The organism is Paenibacillus sp. FSL R10-2782 (assembly GCF_038592985.1).
GTDB lineage: Bacteria > Bacillota > Bacilli > Paenibacillales > Paenibacillaceae > Paenibacillus > Paenibacillus terrae_C.
Genome location: NZ_CP151951.1, coordinates 5,535,665 through 5,560,586 on the forward strand (window position 1 = coordinate 5,535,665; position 24,922 = coordinate 5,560,586).

Consider the following 24,922-nt stretch of genomic DNA (forward strand, 5'->3'; position numbering starts at 1 on the left):
AACGGGCGAACTGCCCATCGTTTGACATGACTACATAATCGCTAACTAAGCTACTATTATTGGCTGATTTCAACCAATTTTTGTACAAGATCCTCGACCAGTGCCAACTCAGATAAAAAATCTTTATAAAATGCCAGGTCAGGTTGGATTGGAGGGTAAAAAACGATAATATCTCCATGGTTCAGATATCATCACGACCACGGCAAGAGCTATCAAGAAATCAATGCAGTAAAAAGACACTGAGATTCTATTCATCAGTGTCTTATTTATTGATACTTTTCCACCAACATCATGTTTCATCATTGAACTCGAACTAATTCACTTTAGCCCTATTCGCTGTAACTGACTTCACTTTCTTGTAATCATTTCAATCAGAGAGTTGTAATTTAAAGCAACTTAATCAGCTCTTCTAGCTCATCAACCAATACTTTTGCAAGTTCAAAATCAGTATCTTTTAAAGCCAATTCTATTTTCATTTCAACTGATTTTTTCTTTTGTTCAGTTTCTAAATAGTCTCTATCAAAATGACTAGCATAAATCATCTGTCTAAATTTTCGCATACTCATTTTTCTAATCGTCTTATCGTCAATGATTAAAACATAATCCATACCATTTACAACAGAATAGAAATCATGAGAAATCATGAGAATCGCACCTTTATAGTCTTCAATCGCTTTCTCCAGTGCTATTTGTGTATAGGTGTCTAAATGGCTTGTCGGTTCATCAAGAAGCAATACATTTGCTTTACTGGCAGAAACTTTAGCCAATTGAAGCATATTTCTTTCTCCACCAGATAAAGATTCTATCTTTTGATTAACGGTTTCTCCTTCAAAGCCATAGTTTGAAATATACGATCTAATCTCATCATAAGTTTTAAACCCAGCATCGATGAATTCATCTAGTATTGTATTAGTATCCTTTAGCATTTCACCTTGAATCTGAGATAAATAAGCCACTTTAACATCAGCATTTATTTCAATTGAATCATGATTATTTTTAAAGATTTCTCGGAGTAAAGTCGTTTTCCCGGTACCGTTTGAACCGATAATGGCTACTTTATCTGTAGATTTTATCTCAAAGTTAACATTGTCTAAAAGCAACTCATCAAAGGCAACACTATAATTATTGACATTTACAACAATGGTGTCTTCAATTTCATTATCAATACCAAAACTAATATTCGGTTGCTTAATATCAACAAATGGCGCTTTAATTCTGCGCGCTTCCAATCTTTCTTGAAACTTAACTCTAGCTTTTAACGCTCTACCTCTAGATGCTTCTGCATTATAAGTTGCGATAGCTCTAAGATTATTGATTATGTTCTCGTTTCTCTCAATTTCTTCATCTTCAGCGATTGTGAGTTCTTGTAACTCAATTTTAGTCTGAAGTAATGAGAAGTTATAATCAATATATCGCCCATCGAACTCTTGGATTTCCGTATTTTCAAGGTGTATAATTTTGTTGAAACAATGATTCAATAGATATCGGTTGTGCGTAACAACTAGCAGCATTCCCTTGTGGGAATTAATAAGATTTTTAAGTGCATTTAGGTTTTCAAAGTCTAAAAATACATCTGGTTCGTCCATAATCATTAAGTCTGGACTACTAAGCATTTCCTTCATCACTTGAATAAGTTTGAATTCCCCACCACTCAGGTCGGATACCCTAAGATCTTTTAGCTTCATGAGGTTTGCTAGATTTAGTTTCTTATTAATGTTGCTTTCAAAATCATCCCCACCCATTGAATCAAATGCGTCTAAAGCTAATTGATACTTTTCTAGTAACGATTCAATATCCGATGATGTTTCCATTTCAGTACAAATAGATGTTATTTCATTTTGTATCTTAATAAATTCTTCTCCTATATATTCAAAAACGGTTGTTTCTTTAGTTTTGTCTACTTGTGAGAACTGACTTACATACCCAATTCTGCAAGTTGGGTCTATCTCTAACTTGCCATCGAACAAATATCTTTCCGGATCCATCAGTATATCTATCAGTGTACTTTTCCCACTGCCACTTGTTCCTATAAAAGCGCAATGCTGTGCCTCTTCAAACGTAAATGAAATGTTTTTATATAGTTCTTTTTGCGGAAATGAGAAGGATAAATTATCAACTTTTATCATGGTGTTACCTTTCTTTATAACTAAAATGGTGACTATTATTAGAGGTATTGCAGAACATAGATTTTGAGTTTACCGTTGTTAGAGTAACACTGTTTACCACCAAGTTCAATCCATTTGTAGCCCATCCCTTGGGGGTCAAAGTTCCATGCTACCTCCTCAACTGTCCTCATAAAAGTGCCGGAATGAACTCGACTTTGATCTCTCCCAGTTGTAAATGTACCTTATTCGTCTTATCTCGCTCCTTGATCAAATAATGATAAGGCGAGAATACCTCCTGACGAATAGCCAACGGAATAGGTCGGGGAGCTTTTTGGTAGGCTGCAGGGGTGAGCTGAAAAGCCTTGTTGAATGCTCGTGTAAACGTCTCTTGTGATGAGAATCCATACTTTACGGCAACATCCAGAACCCGCTGATCCGTGTCGCGGAGCTCGAAGGCGGCACGGCTGATCCTTCGAGTCCAGATGTAATCCCGCAATGTCATCCCGGTTAATCGATTGAACTGTCTGGAACAATAATAGGGTGAATAGCCTATTCGTTCCATTTTATTCCATTCGTACATGGAAGTCTTCCCTCCTTTCCTTTTGATCATATCACCGGCGATTTTTGCATACTTGATTCGAGTTGTACAATAAAAACTTGCCGTTACTTATGATACGGTTCACCTTAGCGTTCATAACGGCGAAAAATCAAAAGGAGCTTGCCGCGGCAGCTCCTTTTGATTGCTATACTTATTGCACTATCGCTATATCCGATTTCTTAACCTTTGCTTTTTGCTCACACCGATCTCCCGGTGTTCCTTACGTCTCTTTACAAGACGATGAAGATCTTGTTTTTGTTCTTTCCGCCAGCTTAGTAATCGACTCAATATCTTGATCGGTTAATTGATCCAAAAAATGCTTGCGTATGGCCTTTGAGACTATGGGAAGGGCTTCATCCAAGGCTGACTTTCCGCCGGGAGTAATAATAACTTCAACACCACGTTCTCTGTCCAATGGCTTTCTCAATACAAGTCCGCGTTTTTCCATCCGCGTTAGATGATGTGATAATCGGCTCTTATCCCAGTCCATCGAGTCGGCTAATTCCTGTTGGCGAAGCCTACCGTTCCCAAATTGGACTAACCGATCTAATACTCCAAAATCGCCCTCTGATAGACCTGTGTGTTCGGACATGTCCTTTACAACACAACCGAAAATTCTCTTAAAGGAACCTTTCCACATATTCCATATTCCCATTTCCTCTACGTTTAGTTCGTTCTTATCCATAGGAACATAATAACATGGTTGACGTATCAACTTCAAGATGTTACAGTGTTCGTAGGTTGATACGTCAACCTAAAAGGATGACAGTTGACCCGGGGTTAATGTATCAACCAGAGGCTGTATTACAAAGATCGCAGTGGATAAAAGAATGAAAGGAGTGGTATTACTATGCAGGATAAACCCGTCGCCTTGGTCACCGGGGCCAATAAAGGAATCGGTCTTCAAATCGCGAAGGATCTCGCGGTGCACGGCTTCACTGTGCTCGTCGGATCGCGCAATCTCGAGAAAGGGGAGACGGCCGTGAAGAGCGTCGGAGCGGATGCCCGCGCCCTCCAGCTCGACGTTACAAATCAGGATTCCATCTCCGCCGCGGCAGAGCGCATCCGCAGCGAGCTCGGCCGTCTCGACGTGCTCGTGAACAATGCGGGCATATCGCACGCGGGTCAGCCGGGCAGGACTCTCGATGAGGTCGGGAAGTCGGGGCGCCCAAGCATCGCGTCTCTAGACGAGGTGCGCGCGGTGTTCGAGACGAACGTGTTCGGCGTCATCGCCGTCACGCAAGCGATGCTGCCGCTCCTTCGTGAAGCGTCAGCCGCACGTATCGTCAACGTATCGAGCGGCTCGGGCTCACTGACGTTAAACGCGGACCCGACTAATTCGCATCGCGAGATGTTCGGCGCCGTTTACAGCCCTTCGAAGACGGCTCTCAACGCGATTACGCTCGCCTTCGCCATCGAACTCGAGTCGACAGGCATCAAGGTCAATGCGGTATGCCCGGGCTTCACCGCGACGGACCTCAACAACTTTGAAGGCACGGGCACCGTCGAGCAGGCTGCTCGTCATCCCGTACGCCTTGCAATGCTCGGCGAGGACGGTCCGACGGGAACATTCTCAAACGAGAGACGCCAGCTCCCTTGGTGATTTAATCTCGAGCACTGGCTCGCCAGAAAATGCGTGAACAACCTGAAGGCGTGACCCTTCCCTATATACACTTAAGGAGTGTGTTATCAAATGGAATATGTAAAACTTGGACGCAGCGGATTGGAAATTTCAAAGTTAAGCCTTGGAACCATGAGCTTCGGAGTACCTGAAAGTGGCAATACCCCGTGGTCGTTAAATGAAGAGCAAAGCAGACCGATCATTAATAAAGCACTGGAATTGGGCATCAACTTTTTCAGTACCGCCAATATGTATTCCGATGGAACAAGCGAAGAAATTCTCGGACGTGCCTTAAAGGACTTCGCTCGTCGTGACGAAGTCGTCATTGCTACAAAGGTATTTGTTCCGATGCGTAAGGGTCCGAATGCGATGGGACTTTCCCGTAAAGCCATCATGACCGAAATTGATAACAGTCTAAAACGGCTTGGAACGGACTACATCGATTTGTACCAGATCCATCGTTGGGATCCACATACGCCAATTGAGGAGACAATGGAGGCTCTTCACGATTTAGTTAAGGCAGGCAAGGTCAGATACATCGGAGCATCCTCCATGCTGGCATGGCAGTTTGCGAAAGCTCAGCATGTCGCGAAGCGAAATGGCTGGACACGGTTCGTTTCCATGGAAAATAGACTTAATTTGCTCTATCGGGAAGAAGAAAGGGAAATGCTCCCCCTTTGCAAAGATGAGGGAGTTGGCGTCACTCCTTACCTGCCTTTGGCTGCAGGCCGGTTAACCCGGGATTGGAATGAGCAGACCTCGCGATCCGAGAATGACCAGGTAGCAAAGGCGTTGTTTTCAAGAACGGAAGAAGCTGATCGCAAAGTTGCGGCAAGAGTTGCGGAAGTTGCCGCTACCCGAGGCCTGCCACGCGCACAAATTGCACTTGCGTGGTTGTTGCAAAAAGAAGAGATCACAGCACCGATTATCGGGTCGACCAAGATCAGCCATCTCGAAGATGCTGTTTCGGCATTGTCGGTTAAATTGACAGCTGAAGAAATCACGAGTTTAGAAGAACTTTATGTACCGCATCCACTAGTATAAACTGGGTAAAAATGCACAACTGCTCTTCGGGCGGACACGCGATAGTTCATTCAATACAAACAGCGGCAGCTTCGGACTTTATTTTCTCGTCCATGGCTGCCGCTATTTCTTCATTTCATCGGCGAAGGTTAGATTCCAAAAAAGATGCAGACGAACCTCTGATATCTTTCGCCGTCACTTATGGTACGGTTCTCCGCGCTGTCTGTAACGGCAAGTTTTTGTCGAAGCTCCTTTCTGCACAGAGTATGGCCCAACATTTGTTACCGTAACTGATGAGGTTCTTTAGCTGAAAATGTAGAAGGAATCTCTCCATCAGAGTAGTAGCGGATTGCCTTACCCGTTTTTCCAGCATACTCAATCTCATTTCTTGTGCTGTTGCCAATGTAGCCATTTACATCAATCACGAAGATTTCGTCAGAAATATCAATCTTTCTAAAATGGAGATCTCCCAGTAACTCCGCTTGTTCTTCTGTGATTTCAAAACTTTCAGTTTGTTCAAAGAAGGCTACACTAATCACTATGTTCCCTTGTAGTGTAAGAAATGCATTAGCTTGTCCAAATTGCTCCTTGAATTTTGTAGAACCGCATAAAGTAATTATTTTCATAAGCATATCCTTCCTGAGCCGTTTTAAATGGTTTTTCAGGTTCTACACGAAACATAGTGCTTGAAACCAATGATTTGTTATGCTTTAATCCATAAAATATGGAAAAATATCTGTACATTCCGTAAGATGGTTGTACGAGCAATCCAACTTGAGGGAGTGACAGATGCACAAACAGTATACCCGAAATCCGTTGTCATGGATTTAGCTCCCTATTACCATACCTGGTGGAGGAATGCAACCAACCACGTTATGCTCATTAACATGTGTGGCTCAAAACCTCAAGAACTAACTTTGGTGTAGAGCCTATTAATTCATATTAAATTTTGTACATTCTCGCACTTTATCCTTCTTTTTCATGATTAAGCTCTTGACTGTTGTATATAACTCCTATAAACTCATGTCCAAATAGCAATTGAAATTATTATATATAATACTATTATAAGTTAATTTCAAACTGCTAGAGTTTAGTAAAGAAAGAAATTACATAGGAATAGGAGATCGAATAAAATGAGACAACTATCTTTAGGAAAATCAGGACCGCAGGTGAGCGCTCTATGTCTTGGTTGTCTAAACTTCGGTACGAATACCGACAAAAGCTTATCGTATCGACTACTGGATCAATATGTGGAGGCAGGAGGTAACTTTCTGGATACTTCCAACAACTATGCCTTTTGGAATGGAACCGGAGTAGGCGGACAAAGCGAGACCTTGCTGGGAGAATGGATGAAGGAACAAGGAAACCGGAATCGCATCTTTCTGGCAACCAAAGTTGGAGCGAACCCAACCATTCCCGGTGGCGGCTTTTCTTCTAAAGAAGGGTTGTCCAAAAAGGCCATTCATAAAGCGGTTGATGAAAGCCTCAAGCGGCTGCAAACCGATTATATTGATTTGTATTACGCCCATATCGACGATATGGATGTCCCTCTGGAGGTAACGCTCGAGGCCTTCAATCAATTAGTACAATCCGGCAAAGTAGGGGCCATCGGATGCAGTAACCATTACACCTGGCGGCTTGAAGAAGCAAGAAGTATTAGTCAATCCCACGGTTTTGCTTCCTATCAATGTATTCAGCAGAGATATACCTATTTGCGCCCTAGACCAGGCGCCGACTTCGATGTACAGCTCAGCGTTTCGGAGGAAATGCTCAAATATATTGAGACCCATGAGGAAATCGCTTTACTTGCCTATTCACCTCTGTTGAACGGTGCGTACAGCCGCCAGGATCGTCCAATTCCTGTGCAATACGCTGGCCTAGATGCTGAGACAAGAATTTCCGTTTTACAAGAAATCTCCAAAGAAACGGGCGCAACGCATAATCAGGTAGTCCTCGCTTGGATGCTGAGTAACTCCCCGGTTATCCTGCCGTTAATTGCAGCAAGCTCAACGGAACAGCTTCAGGAGAACCTACAGGCACTCGATGTAACGCTTACTCAGGAGCAGATTAAAAGGTTAAATGAAGCAACCTATTAAAATATTAGCTGAATAAATTTGATTGTGAGGGTGTCCCCTATGAATAGGGAAAATGATCCGCTCCGTTCCCATTCTGGGATCAGCTAGTTCTCCTTTGCAGAAGTCCAATGGGATTAAGCCTCTTTTACGTATGGAACCTATTTGTTGACCGGAATGATGCGTTGCCCTGACTGCGGAGCCACGCTTGTCGCACATCGAATTCATGATACGCTCAAGGATGGAACCAAGGTTGTACGGCGATACTACATTTGCAGCAACTTCCGTGCTAAAGGTAGCCGCGTTTGTACTTCAAACAGTGTGAAGGCTGACATGGCTGAGCAATATGTAACCGACCGAATTGCTGCCGTTGTGAGAAAGCCTAAGATATTGGAGGACATCGTGGCACGAATCAATAATAACCGTACAGTGAATGTCGTCCCTCTCCAAAAAGAACTAGCTTCCGTTGACAAGGAGCTTGGAACGTTGGATGCCCAAAAGAAGAAATACTTCAAGCTCTACGAAGCCGATGTTGTTGATAATGAATTTCTAATCCAGCGTATGAATGAACTTAAGCAGCAGCATGAAGCACTGACAAGAAGAAGGCAAGAGGCCTTACGACAGCTTGAACGAAGCTCCGCTGACCCGGTTCCGCTGCATCAAGTAAAGCAGGAACTGTCTCAATTCCATGAGTTGTTATCGTCAACACCGATTGAAACACAAAAGAACCTGCTTCAGATCATCGTGAAGCAGATTCATGTGAAGAAAGGCCAGAAAATCGAAGGCATCGAATTGGAGTTCGATGATAAAGTCAATGCGTGTTTTTTAGGATATGCCCCTTCCACCCAAACGGTGGCAGGGGCTTTTGCTTTTCCCAAGCAAAAGTTCAACGCTCTGTACACTATCGTCATTTGATGCCAAATAGGAATAAGTCATGGACAGCTCCATGCCCTCAAATCACAGCACATTGCCTTTGTAGCAGGCTTTTTCACAGAAAGTGACTTAGGGTAAACCCTTGCCATGCTAATCTTTTTCCACGCCTTTTAAGCAGTTCCCCAACAAAAAACATGCCGTTATTTATGGTACGGTTCACCCCGATTAATCTTCACCGCTCGGTAAATCTGTTCCACCAGCACCAGCCGCATCAGTTGATGAGGCAAGGTCATCCTTCCGAAGCTCAGCTTCTGCTGGGCGCGACGGAGGACTTCGTCAGAGAGGCCGTGGCTGCCGCCAATGACGAAGACAACATGGCTTGTACCGTAGGTGCCGAGCTTATCCAATCCCTCCGCAAGTTCTTCCGAGCTCCAGAGCTTGCCGTCGATGGCGAGCACAATGACATGTGCCTCACTCTTCACATGGGCAAGGATGCGCTCGCCTTCCCGCTCCTTGACCTGTCGAACTTCCGCTTCGCTCAGTGTGTCAGGAGCCTTTTCATCGGCTACCTCGATCATTTGGAACTTAATGTATGGCCCTAGCCGTTTAGCATATTCCTGAATTCCCATGACCAAATACTTCTCTTTTAACTTGCCAACACCTATAAGTTGAATAAACAAATTCCATACCCCTATCTATATCGAATGATAATGTAAAATCGCATTTACGATCCCTAACATGGAAAAATACCTTTAACATAGTTATTTTAGCACCTGAAACGTCTCTTACCTATCTATTTCCTCTCCGTTACGAGCCTATTCTCTGTTCAGATCATAGCGGATCATTCATTTACTTTCTTCATGATGCTATCCCTACCAGTTTCGTATTCATCAAGACACTGCATTAGCATCTTTCGATATTCGCTGATTTGTTCTACTGTCGCCCACTCGCGCAGTAATTCAAACAATGCCGTACATCTCTTAAAATTACGATCGTTACCTAACTGATTAGCTATGTGCATCGCCTGCACAGCAAGCTTCACCGCTGCCTGTAATTTGTCGTACTTCCGATAGTACAAAGCCAAATGATAGCAGTATTTATAATAGTATGATACGTTCTCCGCATCCTCGTAATCCCCAAATTCATCAATCTGCTCCGCTAACGTATGTAAAACGCCCTCTACATCCAAATGATACATAAGCGCTGCCTCTAATATGGTATTTAGCCCTGGTAATATTTCCTCGGGATTGTCCTGCAAAAAGCCTACATATTCCTCCACAAGCTCTATATTTCCAGATAGAATTTCTACTGTGTATAAATTGGTCTTGGCTAAAAACCTGAATTCATCGACAACCAGTAGGCCTTCTCCCTCTAAATCCTCCATCCAACCCAGCTCAGCATACTTATAAATGCACTCCCTTGCCTGTTCATATGCACCTTGATTCTGGTGAGCCATTCCACACATCAGGTGACTGAGCCCAAAATAATATACCAGCGGGCGCTCTAAATTGACATGCGGGATGGGTAATTTCATTGCTTTATGATACTGCCGTTCTTCATAGATACGCTGTACACATTGGTACAGAATATCCGCCGTCTCCATGACTTTTTTCCAATTCTCAAAAGCCACAGCCATTTCCAATATTTCAACAATGATGTCCGGTTTGAGTGATTTTAGGATAGAAGTTCTCAAAAAAACCCTCCTTACATTTCCATTTACAACCAATTGTATAGAAAATGAGAACCAAGGTCAATATAAAAAGTACTTATAAGTACTGTTTTCAATAATTTTATTTTGCACAAGATAGTCTGTAACGATATTCTATCCTCTTCTAACCTTAAGTGGAGGTGATTACATGAGTTTACCAGAAAGCGTCGGAAATCGGATACGGGAACTAAGAAAAGCTAAAGGATGGACACAGGAACAATTGGCAGAAGCAGCAGGACTTCATTACAGTTATATTGGCGGAGTAGAACGTGGAGATCGAAATATTTCATTGGAGACGTTGGAAAAAATAGTTTTAGCGTTAAAGGTTCCACCCTTTGAACTTTTCCAATTCGATGAAACTTCGGATCGAAAAGAAATCATAAATGAACTTATGTTACTCATAAATTCAAGAGAGACAATAGAGCTAGAAATTCTTACTACTATAACTAAAAATATTGTTGATTTAGTTGAGTTACAACAAAAAAAGAATTGAACAATTCTCTTCCACCTGACTTTTACACTTCATCTTCCATAAGCTTGTTATGAGGTGGTTAATATGACAAAATTACGGAATTCGGTTGGAGAAAGAATTAGAACGATTCGGAAGGCTAAGGGATTAACACAGCAACAACTTGCGGAACTTTCAGGATTAGATGATTCGTATATCGGATCGGTAGAGCGTGGCGAAAGAAACTTTTCGATTGATACCTTGGAGAAAGTGTTAACTGCCTTAAACGTGTCTATCAGTGAGTTGATGTTTTCCAAAGAACATATGACTAAAGACGAAACTATTCGGCAAGAGGCAGTAGATGAATTTGTTGCGTTGACCAGCAGATTAAATGAAGAGCAGATCGGCATTCTCAGACGAGTTAGTAAAGAAGTTTCACGTGCGTTTGAGTAAGCCATTCCACCCTCAAAAAGCCTTAAATAAAACCAAAAAAGAGCACCGCACAGGTGCCCTCTAAACCTTTTATAAAAATACTCAAGCGTACAACATAAAAAAGCTCACTTCATGTCCCAGTTGCTTCAGATAATTATAAATCTGGGAACGATGATGGAATACATGGGTCATGGTCTCAATCTGCCATTGGACCTGCAAATGTCCATGCTCCATATAAAAGGCTTTGGTCGAACGATTCAGATAATCCTCTTCGCTGAGCGAAAGAATGTAAGCCTTATAGGCCTCAAAATTCTCCCTGAAACTTGCAGCCAAGCGTTCGGGATCGTTTATCTCGGACAGGCTGTTTTCAATGCTTCCCACTTCACCCTCAGACTTCTCCTGCATGATCGCAAGATCCGAAGCAGGAATAAGCACAAAGTGATGTACTAACTCCAGCAGCGAGCGGAAATTGTCCTGCGGGCGAAATTCCCAATCCTCTGGACGTATTTTACGGATCAAGGCTTCCCCCGTCCGTACTCCGGTCTCCAGCTCATTCAGCAAATGATCTCGAACTTGCAGCGTTCCACTCATATTCTCATCTCTCCTTTGCCATTCTTCTTCATATTTTGAGTATAGCGGAAGCCTTCGAACGTGTATTGTAAAAATCGGACAACCTGCGAAAATCCTTTGCGGCAGTAAGCGGAGAATCTCCATAGAACCTGCGAAAATCACGAATCAGGTGGGCCTGATCGAAAAAGCTGTGCTCCAACGCAAGCTCCGTCCAATCCAGAGGGTCACCGCTTTGAATACTTTGCAGAACGCTCTGGAAGCGGACGACTTCACTGAACTTTTTGGGACTGATCCCGATCCATTGCCCGAACTTGCGGTTGATCTGTCTTTCACTGATCGCTTCGCGCTCTGCTAGCTCTTTAACACTCATACTCCCACTACCTACAAAAATACGATGCAGCAAATTTTTCATCAGATCACAATCGTTCGTGCGTTGGCGCAGCAGAAGCTGGTTAAGATACTCATCCATGATGCGCACCCGTTCATTAAAATCCTGTGCCTCCAGAATACGCTCACCTATGACCGCGATGCTTTCGGGCCAGATATCTTCCAAGCGGAAGTGTCCACCTGTAAACAGATGAGTTGGCATGCCGTGAAAATAATGTGCTCCGCCCGGAAAAAATCGCACAGCAAACATGCGTGTCTCGGTACCTGCTTGTCTGGCAGACACGAACGGATGTGTAAACGTCCCGCAGTACGAGATATCCTGACGCTTACTCACCGGGTCATATTCAAATAGAATATCCGTACAGCCGTCAGGTAATACCCGCTCCATGGTTTCTTCCTGCGGCAAGCTTAACAAAGCGGTGTCTTCGCACGAAGCTGTTAGATTCTCTTCTACCACCCTATTGGCAGAACCAGACTCCCAATAGCAAGCGACATAAGCTCTCAGCGCAGCAGACGGCTTTTGTTCGATATAATACGTGGAGAGATCACATCCATTGACCTGAATCGGACGAAACAGTGAATGCAGCAAAGGGTCCATCCATCATTCACTCCTGTCTCAGCACGTGTTGGAAATTAGTAAAGCTCTATGTATGAGGATTTTGCAAAATCCTAGTATACAAAAGGACGTTTCTGCCCGAAACGCCCGTGCTTGTTTTTTAGACGACTAAAAATTCCGCTTTCTGCTCACATTCCTTGCACTTCACTGGAGGGTCCCAATCCGAAAATTTCGTTTCCTTGAGATCGACGACATCCGGTGCATCCTCGTATTCATCGACGAACATATCAATTGCCAGTTCCACATGCTCTTTACATACCACGTACATCCCAGTTGCATCCCTTTCCGTATGAAGCTCTTCCAGTTGTTTGGTGTCTGTTACAAACACCTTCTTTTGTTCTACCATACTTAACACGGAAAGAAAAGGGCTTGATTCCTATCCCTGACGCTTGGTTTTAAAAATGAGAAAATGACTGACGTTCAGGTCCTCGTGGAAATCGGGATATCGCTCCAGCATCTCTGCGGACGGCTTCGGTTCGATCATTGCCTCTAGCAGCAAACCCGCTCCAGTAATAGCTTGTACGTAGCTGCCCAGCGTGCGGTGGAAGTACAGAAGCTTTTCCTCCTGATCATAAGGCATATCTTGCTCCAATGCGCCTTCGCTGAAATAACGGTTTACTTTCCAGTACAGCTTTTTCCCTGTCTCATCCTTCACCCATCCACTCTGCGGTGTCTGAAAGCACGGATTCAAAATAGAGAAAATAAAGCGGCCCCCTGGCACCAGCAACCGCCGCATTTCCGCAATCGCCTGCTCATAACTCTCCAAGTCCTGTATGACCATATTGGATACGACCAGGTCAAAGCTCTGATCCCCGAACATCTCCAGCTTCTCCAGATTACCGTGATGATACGTAATCCCCCAGTCTGACGGTGTCCGCTTTCTTGCAAGCTCCAGCATTTCCGGCGAATAATCGACACCTTCCACCAGCGCACCCGCCTTGACCATTTTACGGCTCAGATAACCTTCACCACACCCGGCATCCAGCACTTTTTTACCCGCGAAGGTGCCCATGCATTCTTGTAATGCAGGATTCAACAGCACTTGGCGAGAGCGATCCCCTTCTTCAGTGTATCTTGCGGTAAAATTCTCTGCATGCATATTCCAGCGCCGAATGGCTTCTTCCGTGTCCCACTTGTTTATATTCATCTCCTTCTTTCTCCTGTATTTACTAATTCAATGCTGCTCTGCTTTCTGCGTAGGGCCATAGATTCTACACTCATTCTTACATTTTGGCAATTACAACGTTTATAATCATAAAATAACGAATTATCACATGATTTTTCCACTAATTATATAGGTACTCTATAATGGAATAGTATGGTAGTATCTCAATGGAAAGCGCTTTCAAAAATAACTTTGTAAAGGGGCCTGCCACTATGTTCAAACGAAGACCCGTTTCATTGCTGTCGTTGACGCTTGCCATCATCCTCTTGTTATCCACGTTCGCGTCCGTTGCCGCCGCTGCTGAATCTGAAGGACAAGCACCACAAGCCACCGCCGCCAGCAGTATGCAATCGTATGTCGAAGCCATGCAGCCTGGATGGAATTTAGGAAATTCTCTGGATGCTGTCGGGGCAGATGAGACTGCCTGGGGCAATCCACGCATTACTCAGGCACTGATCCAGCAAATTGCTGCCCAAGGATACAAAAGCATTCGTATTCCCGTCACCTGGGATAAACACATAGGAGCGGCACCGAATTATACCGTTGACGCTGCCTACATGAACCGTGTAGAAGAAGTCGTCCGCTGGGCACTGGATGCCAATCTGTACGTCATGCTCAATGTCCATCATGATTCATGGTTATGGGTAAGCAGTATGGAGCCCAAGCATGATGAAGTGCTGGCTCGTTATAACGCATTATGGACACAAATTGCCAATCGCTTTAAAGATCAGCCGAACAAGCTGATGTTCGAGAGCATTAACGAACCCCGTTTCTCCGAAGGAGGAACGACGAATGAAGCGAAAATGAACCAGATGCTCCAAGAACTAAATGTTTCCTTCCACAAAATCGTCCGCGCCTCTGGCGGTAATAATGCAGCCCGCCCACTTGTTCTGCCTGGCTTGGATACTTCACCTGCCCAGAATAAAATCAACGAGCTGTACAACACAATAACCAAGCTGAGCGATCCCAACCTGATTGCAACCATTCACTATTACGGCTATTGGCCTTTCAGTGTGAATATTGCCGGATATACTACATTTGAGAAAGATACCAAAAACGATGTTATCCAAACCTTTGATAATGCCTATAACACATTTGTGGCTAAAGGCATTCCGGTCATTGTAGGCGAATATGGTCTACTCGGCTTCGATAAAAACACAGGCGTTATCGAACAGGGCGAAAAGCTGAAATTCTTTGAGTTTTTGACCTATTATATGAAAGAGAAAAAATTAACAGGCATCCTCTGGGATAATGGCCAGCATTTGAACCGCACAACATACAAGTGGTCCGATCCTGAGCTCTTTAATGTCATGAAATCCAGCTTAAAAGGGCGTTCCTCCAATGCAGTCCGTGACCTCATTCACTTGAAGAAAGGCACTTCCGTTCAGGATGCCACGGTCACTTTAAACCTGAATGGCAATCAGTTGAGCACACTAAGCGCCAACAACAAGCAACTGAAACAGGGCACCGACTACACACTGAGCGGAGATACATTAACCTTGAAGGCCAGCTTGCTCACCAGCCTAACCACCTCCGGTAAATATGGTGAGAATGCGGTGATTAACGCCAAGTTCAACAAGGGTGCAGACTGGAATTTCAAAGTAATCGTGTATGATACGCCAACATTAAGTGCTACCGAGGGCACTACGCAAACCTTTACCATTCCAACAGACTTCCGTGGCAGCCAACTTGCCACAATGGAAGCTGTTTATACCAATGGGGGCAATGCCGGCCCGCAGGACTGGACACCCTATAAGGAATTTGGCAACACCTTTGCCCCTGCGTATGATACGAATGGCATCAAGCTGCTGCCTGAATTTTTTAACAGTGTGAAGGATGGTGAAGTCACACTGAAGTTCCATTTCTGGAGCGGCGATGTGGTAACCTACAAAATGACCAAGAGCGGAACCCGTGTAACGGGAACGGCATCCTAACCTAAAATACAACCGAGAAACTAAAAAGGCGCTCCCGGAAAATGATCCGGAGAACGCCTTTTTTATAGTTATGCCTAACCATTAAACCTTAGCCTTCCGGCTTATCCGTTAACTTCAACGTCACGGATTCTTCCTTGCCTGCCCGGTAAAAGATAACCTTCAGCTCGTCGCCAATTTTCTTGTTATCGTACAAGTAGCGTCGCAAATCAAGCGTCGAGTTGATCGGTTCACTATCGAACGCGGTAATGACATCGTTCAGCTTCAAGCCTGCCTCCTCGGCAGGGCCATGCGCCTCCAGAACAACCGCCCCGTTCTTTACGGTGTCAGGCAGCTTGAGTTCCTTGCGCTGTGTTTCATCCAGCGGAGCATACTCATTATTGAGGTCAACCGTGTATACCCCCAGATAAGGACGGGTAATCTTGCCATCCTCGACCAGTTCATTCACCGTCTTCATGACCTCATTGGCCGGAATCGCGAAGCCGAGTCCTTCCACACCGGTATCGGCAATTTTCATCGTATTGATGCCTATCACACGTCCGTCCAGATCGACCAGCGCACCGCCGCTGTTTCCTTCATTAATCGCTGCATCGGTCTGGATGACATGCTGTTCCCAGTCATATACGCCGTCCTGATTAATGGAAATGGGAATAATCCGATTCGTATAACTTACAATGCCGGAAGTGAGCGTATCGCCCAAGCCGAGCGGATTACCAATGGCAATCACGGTCTCGCCCAGACGAAGCTTACTGGAATCACCGATATCCGCTATCGTGCTAATGCCCTTATCGTCTACCGCCAGCACTGCGATATCGCTAATGCGATCCTTACCGATCAGCTTCGCCTCTTTTTTGATACCATCCACAGTTACAATCTCCAGATCATCCGAGCCTTCGATCACATGGTTGTTAGTCATAATGAAGGCTTTGCCGGAAGCTATTCGGAAAATAACACCCGATCCAAGCGCCGACGGCTCCGTGCTATGTCCGTCTTCCCCTTTCAGGTTCACAATGCTGACGACCGCCGGACGCACCTTGGCTGCCGCCTGCACAATCCGGTCATACGGGTCACCCGCCGCTTGGCGCATGGGATAATGACTTGCTCCGGTTACTGCTGTAGTGGAGGGCAGACCTGTAATAAAGCTGAACAGCAGCACCGCAACCACCGCACTGACTGCACCGCTAATGACAGCAGCTTGCACCGGACTCACGCTCCGGTTCCTGTGTGGCCAACGTTTCTGTCCTCCGCGACGTGCCTTGAATGCCTTTTTTTTGGCCGCACGCGTGGATACCCTCGTTGAATAAAAATCGTCATCAAACAAGCCCATGTTCATCCTCTCCCCTTCGTTGTCATGCACCGACACTCACTAAAAAATTAGGGCTATTCGGGCTTGCGCCAACCTATGCTACAGAGACTCGCTCCGTTTGAACGCCAAAATGGATTGAATATCCCCCATGACCGAAACAACAGATCATTTCAGCCTACTTATTAATCACCACAAATGGGGCCTCCCTAAGCACCTGATCTCATAAACCAGCATACACGCCGCAATCCACTCCGAATAGAGGAAAAAGGAGGAATGATTTCCAAATCAATTGACTACAATAGTAACAAGTCTTCTATTCTATTACAAAATGATCGTCTCATAGAGACGTTCTGGCCTGTTCCCTTTCGCTTGTAACAGCTTATGCTTCCGATACGAGCCTTTTTTCAGAAAGCTTTCAGTTGTTAGCTTTATTGTATCACAGCACCCAGCAAAACCAAGCTGATCACACGCCATTTTTCAAATATTTTAACAGGAGGAATATATGATGAATCAACATCGCTCAGCTATGGATGAAGTTCGTATGGCTGCCAAGCTTGCGGATCTGAAAGACGAGCATTACCGCAACACCCTGGCGTTAAGTACACTCATTGAGCTACTGGTGGACAAAGGCATCGTGACCCGCGAAGAGGTAGAACGCAAAGCCGCCGAGCTGGACAGCTTTATGGCTCACTTACCTTATCCCACGGTGTAGGACGGTCATAATACGTATCGCACAATCGGAACTCACTGTCCTTGTAAAAGCAGCCGCGATCTTCCATCGCCCCGCGCACGGTCAGCTTTGCCAACTCCATCATATTGTGGTCGCGGCTCAAATGTGCCAAATACGTTCGCTTCGTCCGTCCTGTCAGCAGCTCGCTAAGGATCGCGCCCGCCATCTCATTGGATAAGTGACCGATATCGCTGAGAATACGGCGCTTGATGTTCCATGGATAACGTCCCATGCGCAGCATTTCCACATCATGATTAGACTCCAGTACCAATACATCTGCGTCTGAAATGGCCTGCTTCACCTTGTCGCTGACATAGCCGAGATCGGTGGCTACACTGAGCTTCTCTGCCCCGTCGTAAAAGCTATACCCTACTGGCTCTGCCGCATCATGAGATATACCAAAAGACTCTACACGCAACGATTCAAATTCCCGTGTCGCGCCTGTCTCCAATATTCTGCGGTTATCGTCCGCGATCTGCCCGACAGCATTGCTGATGGCAAACCACGTCTTCTCATTCGCATACACAGGTAAATTATATTTACGCGCCATGGCGCCTAGTCCTTTCACATGATCGGAATGCTCATGTGTGACCAAAATACCATCCAACTCTTCTCCGCTCAGATCGCGTTCCTTCAGCAATTCATCAATACGCTTCGCGCTGAGACCTGCGTCGATGAGTAATGTCGTGTCTTCGTTCCGGACAACGGTGGCGTTGCCGGTCGAACCGCTCGACAGCACGGTAAATGAAATCCCCATATCTGTTCAAGACCCTTCTGTTTGTTCTGTCTTTGGACTAATGACATCTCCGTTCATCTGCACGTAATACACGCCTTGCCCGTTATCCAGCATAAACCGCCATACAGGCGCAGCCACCTGGCTATCCGAGTTAAAGGTCTGTCCGTAATAACCCAGCCGGATATCCTTCACAATCGCATCACGCGGCAAATAACTGTCAATCAACCGTGCCAGCGCCTTGGATGCGGGCAGCATTTTCTTCGCTTCATCCGAGGGCTGGAGATCAACCTGAATTTTGCGATATCCGATAATTTTCTGATTACTGTAAAACAGGGCCAGCTTCACATTAAATAAAGGCCACTTTCCCTGTACCAACGGGTGTAGCACAAAAGCATCTGCCTGTCCAGATGCAAGCTCCTCCTGAACATCCAGCGGATCATACTGGTAGTTGTCGATGTCCCTGATTTGCGGCTGCAATGCCTCAACCAGCGCATCGTGGGTGAATACCAGCTTGCTGTCTACAGGCTCCGGTAGACTCACACGCCCATCCTTTTCCCCGCCATGAACATATGTGTAAGACAGCTTCGGCAACTGGGGAGTATCCCCGGGAATGGGAGCCAGCACCTGAATGCTCTTCTCTTCCATTGAACGCTGCGTATTTTCATCCAGCGAAGTAAAATCCAGATTCGGCCCTGCCGTTTCCTGCGCATCATTCCACAACTGGCGCCCGAGTACTACATTGAGCAGCAAAAACGTACAGATCAGTACGTTTTTGGCGCGACTCCAATCCATTCCCGTTCCCCCTTTCTGTCATAACCCTGTCCATGCTTTATCCCTTTGCTGGTGCTATGCTGTGTGAGTAGCACGAAACCTGAATCCGTCACTTCTTTACCGCCTGAGATTGCTGCGTTTGCGCTGTACTCGACGTTGTCGCTGTTACGGCCACAGCGTGAATCTCTGCCACAGAACCGTCGCCCAACGTAACACGCCACTCGGGAACGAGCTTTAACCCATCATTGATCAGCTCCGGCTGATATACAGGGGTCAGATCTCTAATCGTTATCCCTTTAGCTACAGCTTCGAGCTGCTTCTTCAAGGTTTCGCCACCCGGAAGCATAACCTTCTTCGAGGATTGCTCGCCGCCCTTGAGATACAACAGCGAACGATCATAGACGGATGCCGTTTCCTGCTGGATTTCCAACAAAATCGTGCCAAACCGGAAGGATGGCGTATCCAGTACCGGATAAGATCCGTAATACTGCTGGAATAGCACATTGGTACGGCTCTCGTCGCTGCTTCTCATTTTCAACTGATACGAAGCATCCCAACCGCCATGCTGATTCACAAAATCAACCGCCGCCAGTACATCCCTCACCGAACTGCTTCCGCCCGCCCCCGGTGCACTCGGATCGGTATAGCTCATCCAACGCTGCTCCTGCTTAATTTGCAGACTGCGCTTGCTGTCCGTGTAAATTTGGGAACCGTCCTTCTCCTGAATATTACGCGTAATCCCCGGATCGAAAAACAAATTCCGCTGCATCTGCTCTGTCGTGAACAACCCGGCATATACCACGGGCTGCACCGTCTCCAGGTTATCTGCCGGAATGTAATACTGATTATCCACCAGCTCGTACAACGGGGCATTTTTAGCGAAATTCACATGCTGCCGGATATCCTCCATCGTCATATCAAACTGATTCGCCTCATACACTACATCGCCTCTGGCACTGAAAAAGAGGGCGTGCGGCTTGGCATTTTTCTCATCTATATAGATCCAGATACGATTAATCGTCTCTCCCTGAAACACAGAATCCGGCGTCAGACGCATAACTCGCTCCAGTAATGAAACCGGGACACCGCCTGAAAAGGATAATTCCATGCCCTCATTCTCGCTGCGAATCCGCGCCCAATCTGCCGACTGGATACTGCGACGTTGAAAGCTGTTAAAGCTCCGGCTCTCCAGCCGTGTAAAAATCAAATCGTAGAAAGCAACGCCCGGATAAAAAACGGTATGCTTGTTTTGCCCTTGGTGAATTAGCATTTTATCAGGAAACACGAGCTTTTCAATCTTTTTCTCCTGTCCCATACTCTCGGTTTTGACATAGTTCGTCTCCGAGGTAAGTACAGAATCACTGCCTGGAAGACGGTAAATCAGAAAATAACTCTGTACAAGGCTGGAAGCAACCAGCAAAATAAGCGCCCATGACTTCAAACGTTCCCTCACTGTGCTTCCCTCCCTTCACCCAACATGGGGAGCGTAAAGGTCGTGCAGGTCCCTTGACCATATTCTGACTCCAGAAAAATCTGGCCTCCATGCGCCTTTACAATTTCCCGGGCAATCGACAGCCCTAGTCCCGTACCGCCCATATTACGCGATCTGGCCTTGTCCACACGGTAAAACCGTTCAAAAATTCGCTCCAAATCCTTTTTGGGAATCCCTATCCCGGTATCCTGTACCGAAATAGACAGCATTCCCTCACTATTGCGGCGAGCTTCAATCCGAATACTTCCACCCTCCGGTGTATATTTCAAAGCATTGGACATCAGATTGTCCAACACCTGCTCAATTTGATCCCGGTCAATCACGACCTTGCCGATCCCCTGCTCCACGAACATTCCAGACCGGATATGCTTTTGCTTCATTTGAAAAGAAAACCGATCTGCGACTTCGTCCAGCATTTCCATTACATCCGCAGGCTGCATCCGCAAGGGCGCTTCATTGGAATCCAGCCGCGACAGATGCAGCAAATCCGTGACTAACCGGATCATACGCTCCGTCTCGTTGCGGATCACACCTACGAAACGCTCCGCGAGCTGCGGTTCACCCATTGCCCCGTCATCCAGCGCTTCGGCATAGCTGCGGATCGTCGTCAATGGGGTGCGCAGCTCATGCGATACATTCGCTACGAACTCCCGGCGTGTCGTCTCCATCTCCTCCTGCTCCGTCACGTCCTGAAGCACGGCAATCGTCCCCGTAATGCCAAATTCCCGCCGATGAATCGGCGTGAATGTCACGCGGATGACGATCGGCTCGTCCTGACCCGCAGGCTCCAGCTGCAGCAGCGTGGAGGCCGAAGAGCCGCTGTACAGGGCCTCCGTTTCCTCCGGGTCGATACCGAGCAGCACCGCGATATGTCTGCCGGTCATTTCGTTCTCGTTCACGCCCAGCATGGCGCTGGCCCGACGGTTAACCAGAATGACCCGGCCATGATCATCTGTAGCGACCACACCGTCGCTCATATTGGTCAAGATGGAGGAGAGCTTCTCCTTCTCCTCTTCATTTTGCGACAGCGCCTCACGCAAGCGGCCTGTCATATAGTTAAAGGCCACGCTGAGCCTGCCAATCTCATCATCACCAAACACTGGCATCTGCTGATCGAATTTGCCCTCGGCAACCTCTGTCGCATGACGCGTCATCACCTTGATCGGGTGCGTAATCGTATGCGCCAGCACCACGCCCAGCACAGCTGTCAACGCCAGCGCAATCAGCATGCCTGAAAGAAACACATTGTTAATGCGCTTCATCGTATCGTACAGCTCCGTCATCGAGGCGGCGATATACACCGCACCGACAATTTTGCCCTGGCTGATGACTGGCTTGGCGACGACCTTCTTGCGGATATTATCCTCGTCCACCATGTATTCCTCATTGTCACGGATACCCTGGAGTGCACGGCTGACCACCGTCTGCGTATTTTTGCGTCCGACATAATCGGCGTGTGAGCCTTGAGAAGTAATCAGCACCTTGCCGCTGGCATCCAATACCTGAATTTCTGCGCCGCTAAAATCAAACAGATTATTCACACGTGCGCGCAGACTTTCCACGCTGTCTTCCTCCATTTTACCGTCACTGCCGTTCAGATCCTGCTCTGCCAGCACGGACAGCATTTCCGCCCGCGCCTGCAAGTCCTGTGTAAAGTTGCTCGTCAAAGAGTTCTTCATGGAGCTGACAAAATAGACCCCGATCAGCTGCATCGCCACTAAAATCAACAGCACATAAATAATGATCAGCTTCGCATGAATCGTACGAAAGAAAGACAGCCATCTCATGCCCGCAGGCCACCTTTGCCCCCGCTAATAATGTATCCGAGTCCACGGCGCGTCAGGATCGTCTCCGGCTTGCTCGGGTTTTCCTCAATCTTCTCGCGCAGCCGCCGGATCGTCACATCCACCGTCCGCACATCCCCATAGTATTCGAAGCCCCACACCGCCTGGAGCAAATGCTCCCTTGTCATGACCTTTCCGGCATTTTTAGCCATATAATACAGAAGCTCATACTCCCGATGCGTCAGATCGAGCGGTGTACCGTTTTTGTAAGCTGTATACATATCCGTATCAAAAAAGAGGTCCGCCACGCGCAGCCCCTGCTTCTCTTCCTGCGAGCGGCTTTCCGACGTGCCTGCCCCGCCGCGCTGCTGTCTGCGCATCTGTGCCTTCACCCGCGCCAGCAATTCCCGTGTGCTGAACGGCTTTGTCACATAATCATCTGCGCCCAGCTCCAACCCCAGCACCTTGTCGATTTCCCCGTCCTTGGCGGTCAGCATAATAATCGGCGTCTGGAGCTGATGCCCGCGCACCTCGCGGCACACATCCATGCCATCCATCCCCGGCAGCATCAGGTCCAGCAAGATTAGGTCAGGCTGCTGCTTGACCGCGATATCCACCGCGCTGATTCCATCGAAGGCGCAAATCACCTGATAGCCCTCTTTTTCCAAATTAAATTTCAAAATATCAGCGATAGGCTGTTCATCATCCACCACCAGAATCGTTCCCTGCATACAGCGCTCACCTCTTCCTACGGATCATGTTATATATTAACTTTCGTTTGTCAGTGTCCATAAGCTGCTTATTCTATTCTACCATACCCACACGCCATTCCATTACTTGTCCAGCCCCTTTTTCTTGCACAAAAAAAGCCATGCCTGCACCTACTGTTAAGCATGCAGAAAAACATGGCCTTCCCCGTATCCTCATGAATCATCATCCAGCGTTATAAACGATCCATCTATCTTAAATACGTCATTGGATTGCGTGGCGTATTGTCTTTACGAATTTCAAAATGCAGATGTGTTCCTGTCGAGCGTCCTGTGTTCCCCATAACTCCGATCGACTCGCCTTGCTGAACCACCTGTCCCACATGAACGCCAATGCTGCTCAAATGCCCGTATACTGTCTGGTAGCCATTACCATGGTCAATCATAATGACATTGCCGTAGCCATTCTGCTGACCTGCAAATGTAACTACACCTTCATCCGATGCGTGGATGTCAGGACTGCCGACCAAATCGACACCCTCATGCATACGTCCCCAGCGTGCGCCAAAGCTGCTCGACATCGCTGCGCCGGACACCGGCCAAGCGAACTCTCCCGATCCTTCGCCTACGACCTTTGTTCCTTTCAACACCACCTCGGAAACAGACGGCTGCAACACCTTTTGACCGAGCCATTCCTCTCGCACGACCTCGCCGTTCTCCTTGGTCAGACGGTAATCCATTTCCTTCAAGCCTGCTTGTCCCGGTCTGACAACCTTGGTGACTCCTGCTTTCAGTTCGTCACTTTGGCGAACCTCAATCTCAGGCTCAATAGCAATCTGCTCAACGACCTTCTCCACTGTTTGCACCGTAACCGGAGCCTTTGGAGCGGTAAGCTTCAATTCATCTCCAATTTGCAGATACAGCTCACGCGATCCGGGGTTGTTCTGCTTAATCTCCCAAGCGGTCATATTAAATTTATTCGCAATCGACGACAAGGAATCGCCCTCCTGTACCGTATACGTTACAGGTGCCTCACGCGCCTCGGTCAGCGCTTTAACCGCTTCTGCCTCGGTCAGCACCTTGTTCGGGTCTGCTTTTACAGGCTCATATGCAATTTTCTCACGAATAGTGGCAGACTCCAGCCATGCTTTAGAGGCTTTGCTACTGGCATTTGCATGACTACTGCCCACGGATGTTTTGCGAACCAGTCCCTTGATGCCTGTAGCCGTGCCCTCACCCGCAGGTGTGTATTTCTTCTGCACTTGCTTCAAAGCAGCCTGTGCAGTCGCTTTATCCTTTACAATACCGACCGTCTGGCCGTTGACCTTCACTTCTACGCCTTTGGCATACGCGGTCAGCATGCCATCCAGCTTCTTCAGTGTTGCTCCGCTGTCGATATCCACTTTATACGCCTTTTCAATACCTGTCGTTACTGCGCTCGTATTGAGCACCATGTCCACACCGGGATACTTGTCCTTATATTGCTTGCTCTTCGTTGCATACAGTTGATTTAGCTGTTGCTCATTGAGGATGCTTCCGACCTCCACACCCTTTACATACACTTTATAATAAGGAACCGTATTCGCCCCGACATATTGATTTCCAGCAAAAATAAGACTGCCTGCAATCACCACACCGCCCGCAGTCCAACTCAACCACTTTCTGCGCCCGCTCAACCACATTGCTATTTTTCCTGCTGCTCCAGCAGGCTTGTCTTCAGCGCTTGAATCTTCATTCCTGCTCTCTGATGAATGCTTTCCCTTCAAAACCTCCATGATTCTCTCCTTTTCAGCATATCTTATCTCTATATAAATGCGTTCGTTATTGGTTTTTCCCGCTATGAATCC

The 24,922-nt window shown here is 46.6% G+C and carries 25 protein-coding genes; 8 read left to right on the plus strand and 17 right to left on the minus strand.

What is annotated here, in order from left to right:
• Positions 1–386: 386 nt before the first annotated feature.
• From NST83_RS25195 to NST83_RS25205, 3 genes are all read right to left on the minus strand, one after another.
• The gene (locus NST83_RS25195) at positions 387–2,126 is read right to left on the minus strand and encodes an ABC-F family ATP-binding cassette domain-containing protein (protein ID WP_342416095.1); all 1,740 of its coding nucleotides are present in this window, start codon (positions 2,124–2,126) and stop codon (positions 387–389) included.
• Positions 2,127–2,292: 166 nt separating this feature from the next.
• Entirely contained in the window at positions 2,293–2,685 is a 393-nt protein-coding gene (locus NST83_RS25200; RefSeq protein ID WP_342416096.1) for a helix-turn-helix transcriptional regulator, read from the minus strand.
• Between the two features lie 238 nt (positions 2,686–2,923).
• Positions 2,924–3,388, minus strand: coding sequence for a MarR family transcriptional regulator (locus tag NST83_RS25205; RefSeq protein ID WP_342416097.1), 465 nt, complete (start codon positions 3,386–3,388; stop codon positions 2,924–2,926).
• A gap of 165 nt (positions 3,389–3,553) precedes the next feature.
• Here NST83_RS25205 and NST83_RS25210 point away from each other — a divergent pair, with 165 nt between their 5' ends.
• The gene (locus tag NST83_RS25210) at positions 3,554–4,306 is read left to right on the plus strand and encodes an SDR family oxidoreductase (RefSeq protein WP_342416098.1); all 753 of its coding nucleotides are present in this window, start codon (positions 3,554–3,556) and stop codon (positions 4,304–4,306) included.
• 90 nt (positions 4,307–4,396) lie between these two features.
• Positions 4,397–5,368: an aldo/keto reductase gene (locus NST83_RS25215; RefSeq protein ID WP_342416099.1), complete on the plus strand. Its 972-nt coding sequence runs from the start codon at positions 4,397–4,399 to the stop codon at positions 5,366–5,368.
• Between the two features lie 260 nt (positions 5,369–5,628).
• On the opposite strand, the gene NST83_RS25220 is transcribed toward NST83_RS25215, so the two are convergent.
• Positions 5,629–5,973 (minus strand): hypothetical protein, encoded by a 345-nt coding sequence (locus NST83_RS25220; protein WP_342416100.1) that lies wholly within the window; start codon positions 5,971–5,973, stop codon positions 5,629–5,631.
• Positions 5,974–6,480: 507 nt separating this feature from the next.
• Between NST83_RS25220 and NST83_RS25225 the strand changes: the two genes are divergently transcribed.
• Together NST83_RS25225 and NST83_RS25230 are read left to right on the plus strand one after the other, a co-directional pair.
• Positions 6,481–7,443 carry an aldo/keto reductase gene (locus tag NST83_RS25225; protein ID WP_342416101.1) on the plus strand — a complete coding sequence of 321 codons (963 nt, stop codon included), beginning with the start codon at positions 6,481–6,483 and terminating at the stop codon, positions 7,441–7,443.
• A gap of 153 nt (positions 7,444–7,596) precedes the next feature.
• The gene (locus NST83_RS25230) at positions 7,597–8,334 is read left to right on the plus strand and encodes a zinc ribbon domain-containing protein (protein ID WP_342418046.1); all 738 of its coding nucleotides are present in this window, start codon (positions 7,597–7,599) and stop codon (positions 8,332–8,334) included.
• 158 nt (positions 8,335–8,492) lie between these two features.
• Here NST83_RS25230 and rlmH read toward each other — a convergent pair whose 3' ends face one another.
• Together rlmH and NST83_RS25240 are read right to left on the minus strand one after the other, a co-directional pair.
• Positions 8,493–8,972, minus strand: a complete 480-nt coding sequence (gene rlmH, locus NST83_RS25235; protein ID WP_342416102.1) for a 23S rRNA (pseudouridine(1915)-N(3))-methyltransferase RlmH — start codon at positions 8,970–8,972, stop codon at positions 8,493–8,495.
• 161 nt (positions 8,973–9,133) lie between these two features.
• Complete coding sequence (locus NST83_RS25240) at positions 9,134–9,985, minus strand: DNA-binding protein (protein WP_342416103.1); 852 nt, start codon at positions 9,983–9,985, stop codon at positions 9,134–9,136.
• A 163-nt stretch (positions 9,986–10,148) separates the two neighbouring features.
• Between NST83_RS25240 and NST83_RS25245 the strand changes: the two genes are divergently transcribed.
• Together NST83_RS25245 and NST83_RS25250 are read left to right on the plus strand one after the other, a co-directional pair.
• On the plus strand, positions 10,149–10,493 hold the full coding sequence (locus NST83_RS25245) for a helix-turn-helix transcriptional regulator (protein WP_342416104.1): 345 nt from the start codon (positions 10,149–10,151) through the stop codon (positions 10,491–10,493).
• Between the two features lie 63 nt (positions 10,494–10,556).
• Complete coding sequence (locus NST83_RS25250; protein ID WP_342416105.1) at positions 10,557–10,901, plus strand: helix-turn-helix transcriptional regulator; 345 nt, start codon at positions 10,557–10,559, stop codon at positions 10,899–10,901.
• Positions 10,902–10,982: 81 nt separating this feature from the next.
• Here NST83_RS25250 and NST83_RS25255 read toward each other — a convergent pair whose 3' ends face one another.
• The 4 genes from NST83_RS25255 to NST83_RS25270 all read right to left on the minus strand — a co-directional run bounded on the left by NST83_RS25255 (position 10,983) and on the right by NST83_RS25270 (position 13,600).
• A complete protein-coding gene (locus NST83_RS25255) occupies positions 10,983–11,471 on the minus strand; it encodes a DinB family protein (RefSeq protein WP_342416106.1) in 489 nt (162 codons plus the stop codon).
• Positions 11,472–11,499: 28 nt separating this feature from the next.
• Positions 11,500–12,435 carry a helix-turn-helix domain-containing protein gene (locus NST83_RS25260; RefSeq protein ID WP_342416107.1) on the minus strand — a complete coding sequence of 312 codons (936 nt, stop codon included), beginning with the start codon at positions 12,433–12,435 and terminating at the stop codon, positions 11,500–11,502.
• Positions 12,436–12,553: 118 nt separating this feature from the next.
• Positions 12,554–12,721, minus strand: coding sequence for a CxxH/CxxC protein (locus NST83_RS25265; protein WP_081750721.1), 168 nt, complete (start codon positions 12,719–12,721; stop codon positions 12,554–12,556).
• A gap of 108 nt (positions 12,722–12,829) precedes the next feature.
• Positions 12,830–13,600 carry a class I SAM-dependent methyltransferase gene (locus NST83_RS25270; RefSeq protein WP_342416108.1) on the minus strand — a complete coding sequence of 257 codons (771 nt, stop codon included), beginning with the start codon at positions 13,598–13,600 and terminating at the stop codon, positions 12,830–12,832.
• A gap of 230 nt (positions 13,601–13,830) precedes the next feature.
• On the opposite strand from NST83_RS25270, the gene NST83_RS25275 reads away from it, so the two are divergent.
• Positions 13,831–15,552 carry a cellulase family glycosylhydrolase gene (locus NST83_RS25275; RefSeq protein ID WP_342416109.1) on the plus strand — a complete coding sequence of 574 codons (1,722 nt, stop codon included), beginning with the start codon at positions 13,831–13,833 and terminating at the stop codon, positions 15,550–15,552.
• Positions 15,553–15,640: 88 nt separating this feature from the next.
• On the opposite strand, the gene NST83_RS25280 is transcribed toward NST83_RS25275, so the two are convergent.
• Positions 15,641–16,876 carry a trypsin-like peptidase domain-containing protein gene (locus tag NST83_RS25280; RefSeq protein ID WP_342416110.1) on the minus strand — a complete coding sequence of 412 codons (1,236 nt, stop codon included), beginning with the start codon at positions 16,874–16,876 and terminating at the stop codon, positions 15,641–15,643.
• A 484-nt stretch (positions 16,877–17,360) separates the two neighbouring features.
• Between NST83_RS25280 and NST83_RS25285 the strand changes: the two genes are divergently transcribed.
• Complete coding sequence (locus NST83_RS25285; protein ID WP_014278958.1) at positions 17,361–17,567, plus strand: hypothetical protein; 207 nt, start codon at positions 17,361–17,363, stop codon at positions 17,565–17,567.
• On the opposite strand, the gene NST83_RS25290 is transcribed toward NST83_RS25285, so the two are convergent.
• The 6 genes from NST83_RS25290 to NST83_RS25315 all read right to left on the minus strand — a co-directional run bounded on the left by NST83_RS25290 (position 17,536) and on the right by NST83_RS25315 (position 24,850).
• A complete protein-coding gene (locus NST83_RS25290; RefSeq protein ID WP_014278959.1) occupies positions 17,536–18,342 on the minus strand; it encodes an MBL fold metallo-hydrolase in 807 nt (268 codons plus the stop codon). The genes NST83_RS25285 and NST83_RS25290 overlap by 32 nt on opposite strands.
• Before the next feature lie 6 nt (positions 18,343–18,348).
• The gene (gene yycI, locus NST83_RS25295; protein WP_342416111.1) at positions 18,349–19,113 is read right to left on the minus strand and encodes a two-component system regulatory protein YycI; all 765 of its coding nucleotides are present in this window, start codon (positions 19,111–19,113) and stop codon (positions 18,349–18,351) included.
• An 88-nt stretch (positions 19,114–19,201) separates the two neighbouring features.
• Positions 19,202–20,545: a two-component system activity regulator YycH gene (gene yycH / locus NST83_RS25300; RefSeq protein WP_342416112.1), complete on the minus strand. Its 1,344-nt coding sequence runs from the start codon at positions 20,543–20,545 to the stop codon at positions 19,202–19,204.
• The gene (gene walK / locus NST83_RS25305) at positions 20,542–22,371 is read right to left on the minus strand and encodes a cell wall metabolism sensor histidine kinase WalK (protein ID WP_137060945.1); all 1,830 of its coding nucleotides are present in this window, start codon (positions 22,369–22,371) and stop codon (positions 20,542–20,544) included. Before walK ends, yycH begins: the two co-directional genes overlap by 4 nt.
• Positions 22,368–23,099, minus strand: coding sequence for a response regulator YycF (yycF, locus tag NST83_RS25310; RefSeq protein WP_014278963.1), 732 nt, complete (start codon positions 23,097–23,099; stop codon positions 22,368–22,370). Before yycF ends, walK begins: the two co-directional genes overlap by 4 nt.
• 227 nt (positions 23,100–23,326) lie before the next feature.
• A complete protein-coding gene (locus NST83_RS25315; RefSeq protein ID WP_342416113.1) occupies positions 23,327–24,850 on the minus strand; it encodes a M23 family metallopeptidase in 1,524 nt (507 codons plus the stop codon).
• Positions 24,851–24,922 lie beyond the last annotated feature (72 nt).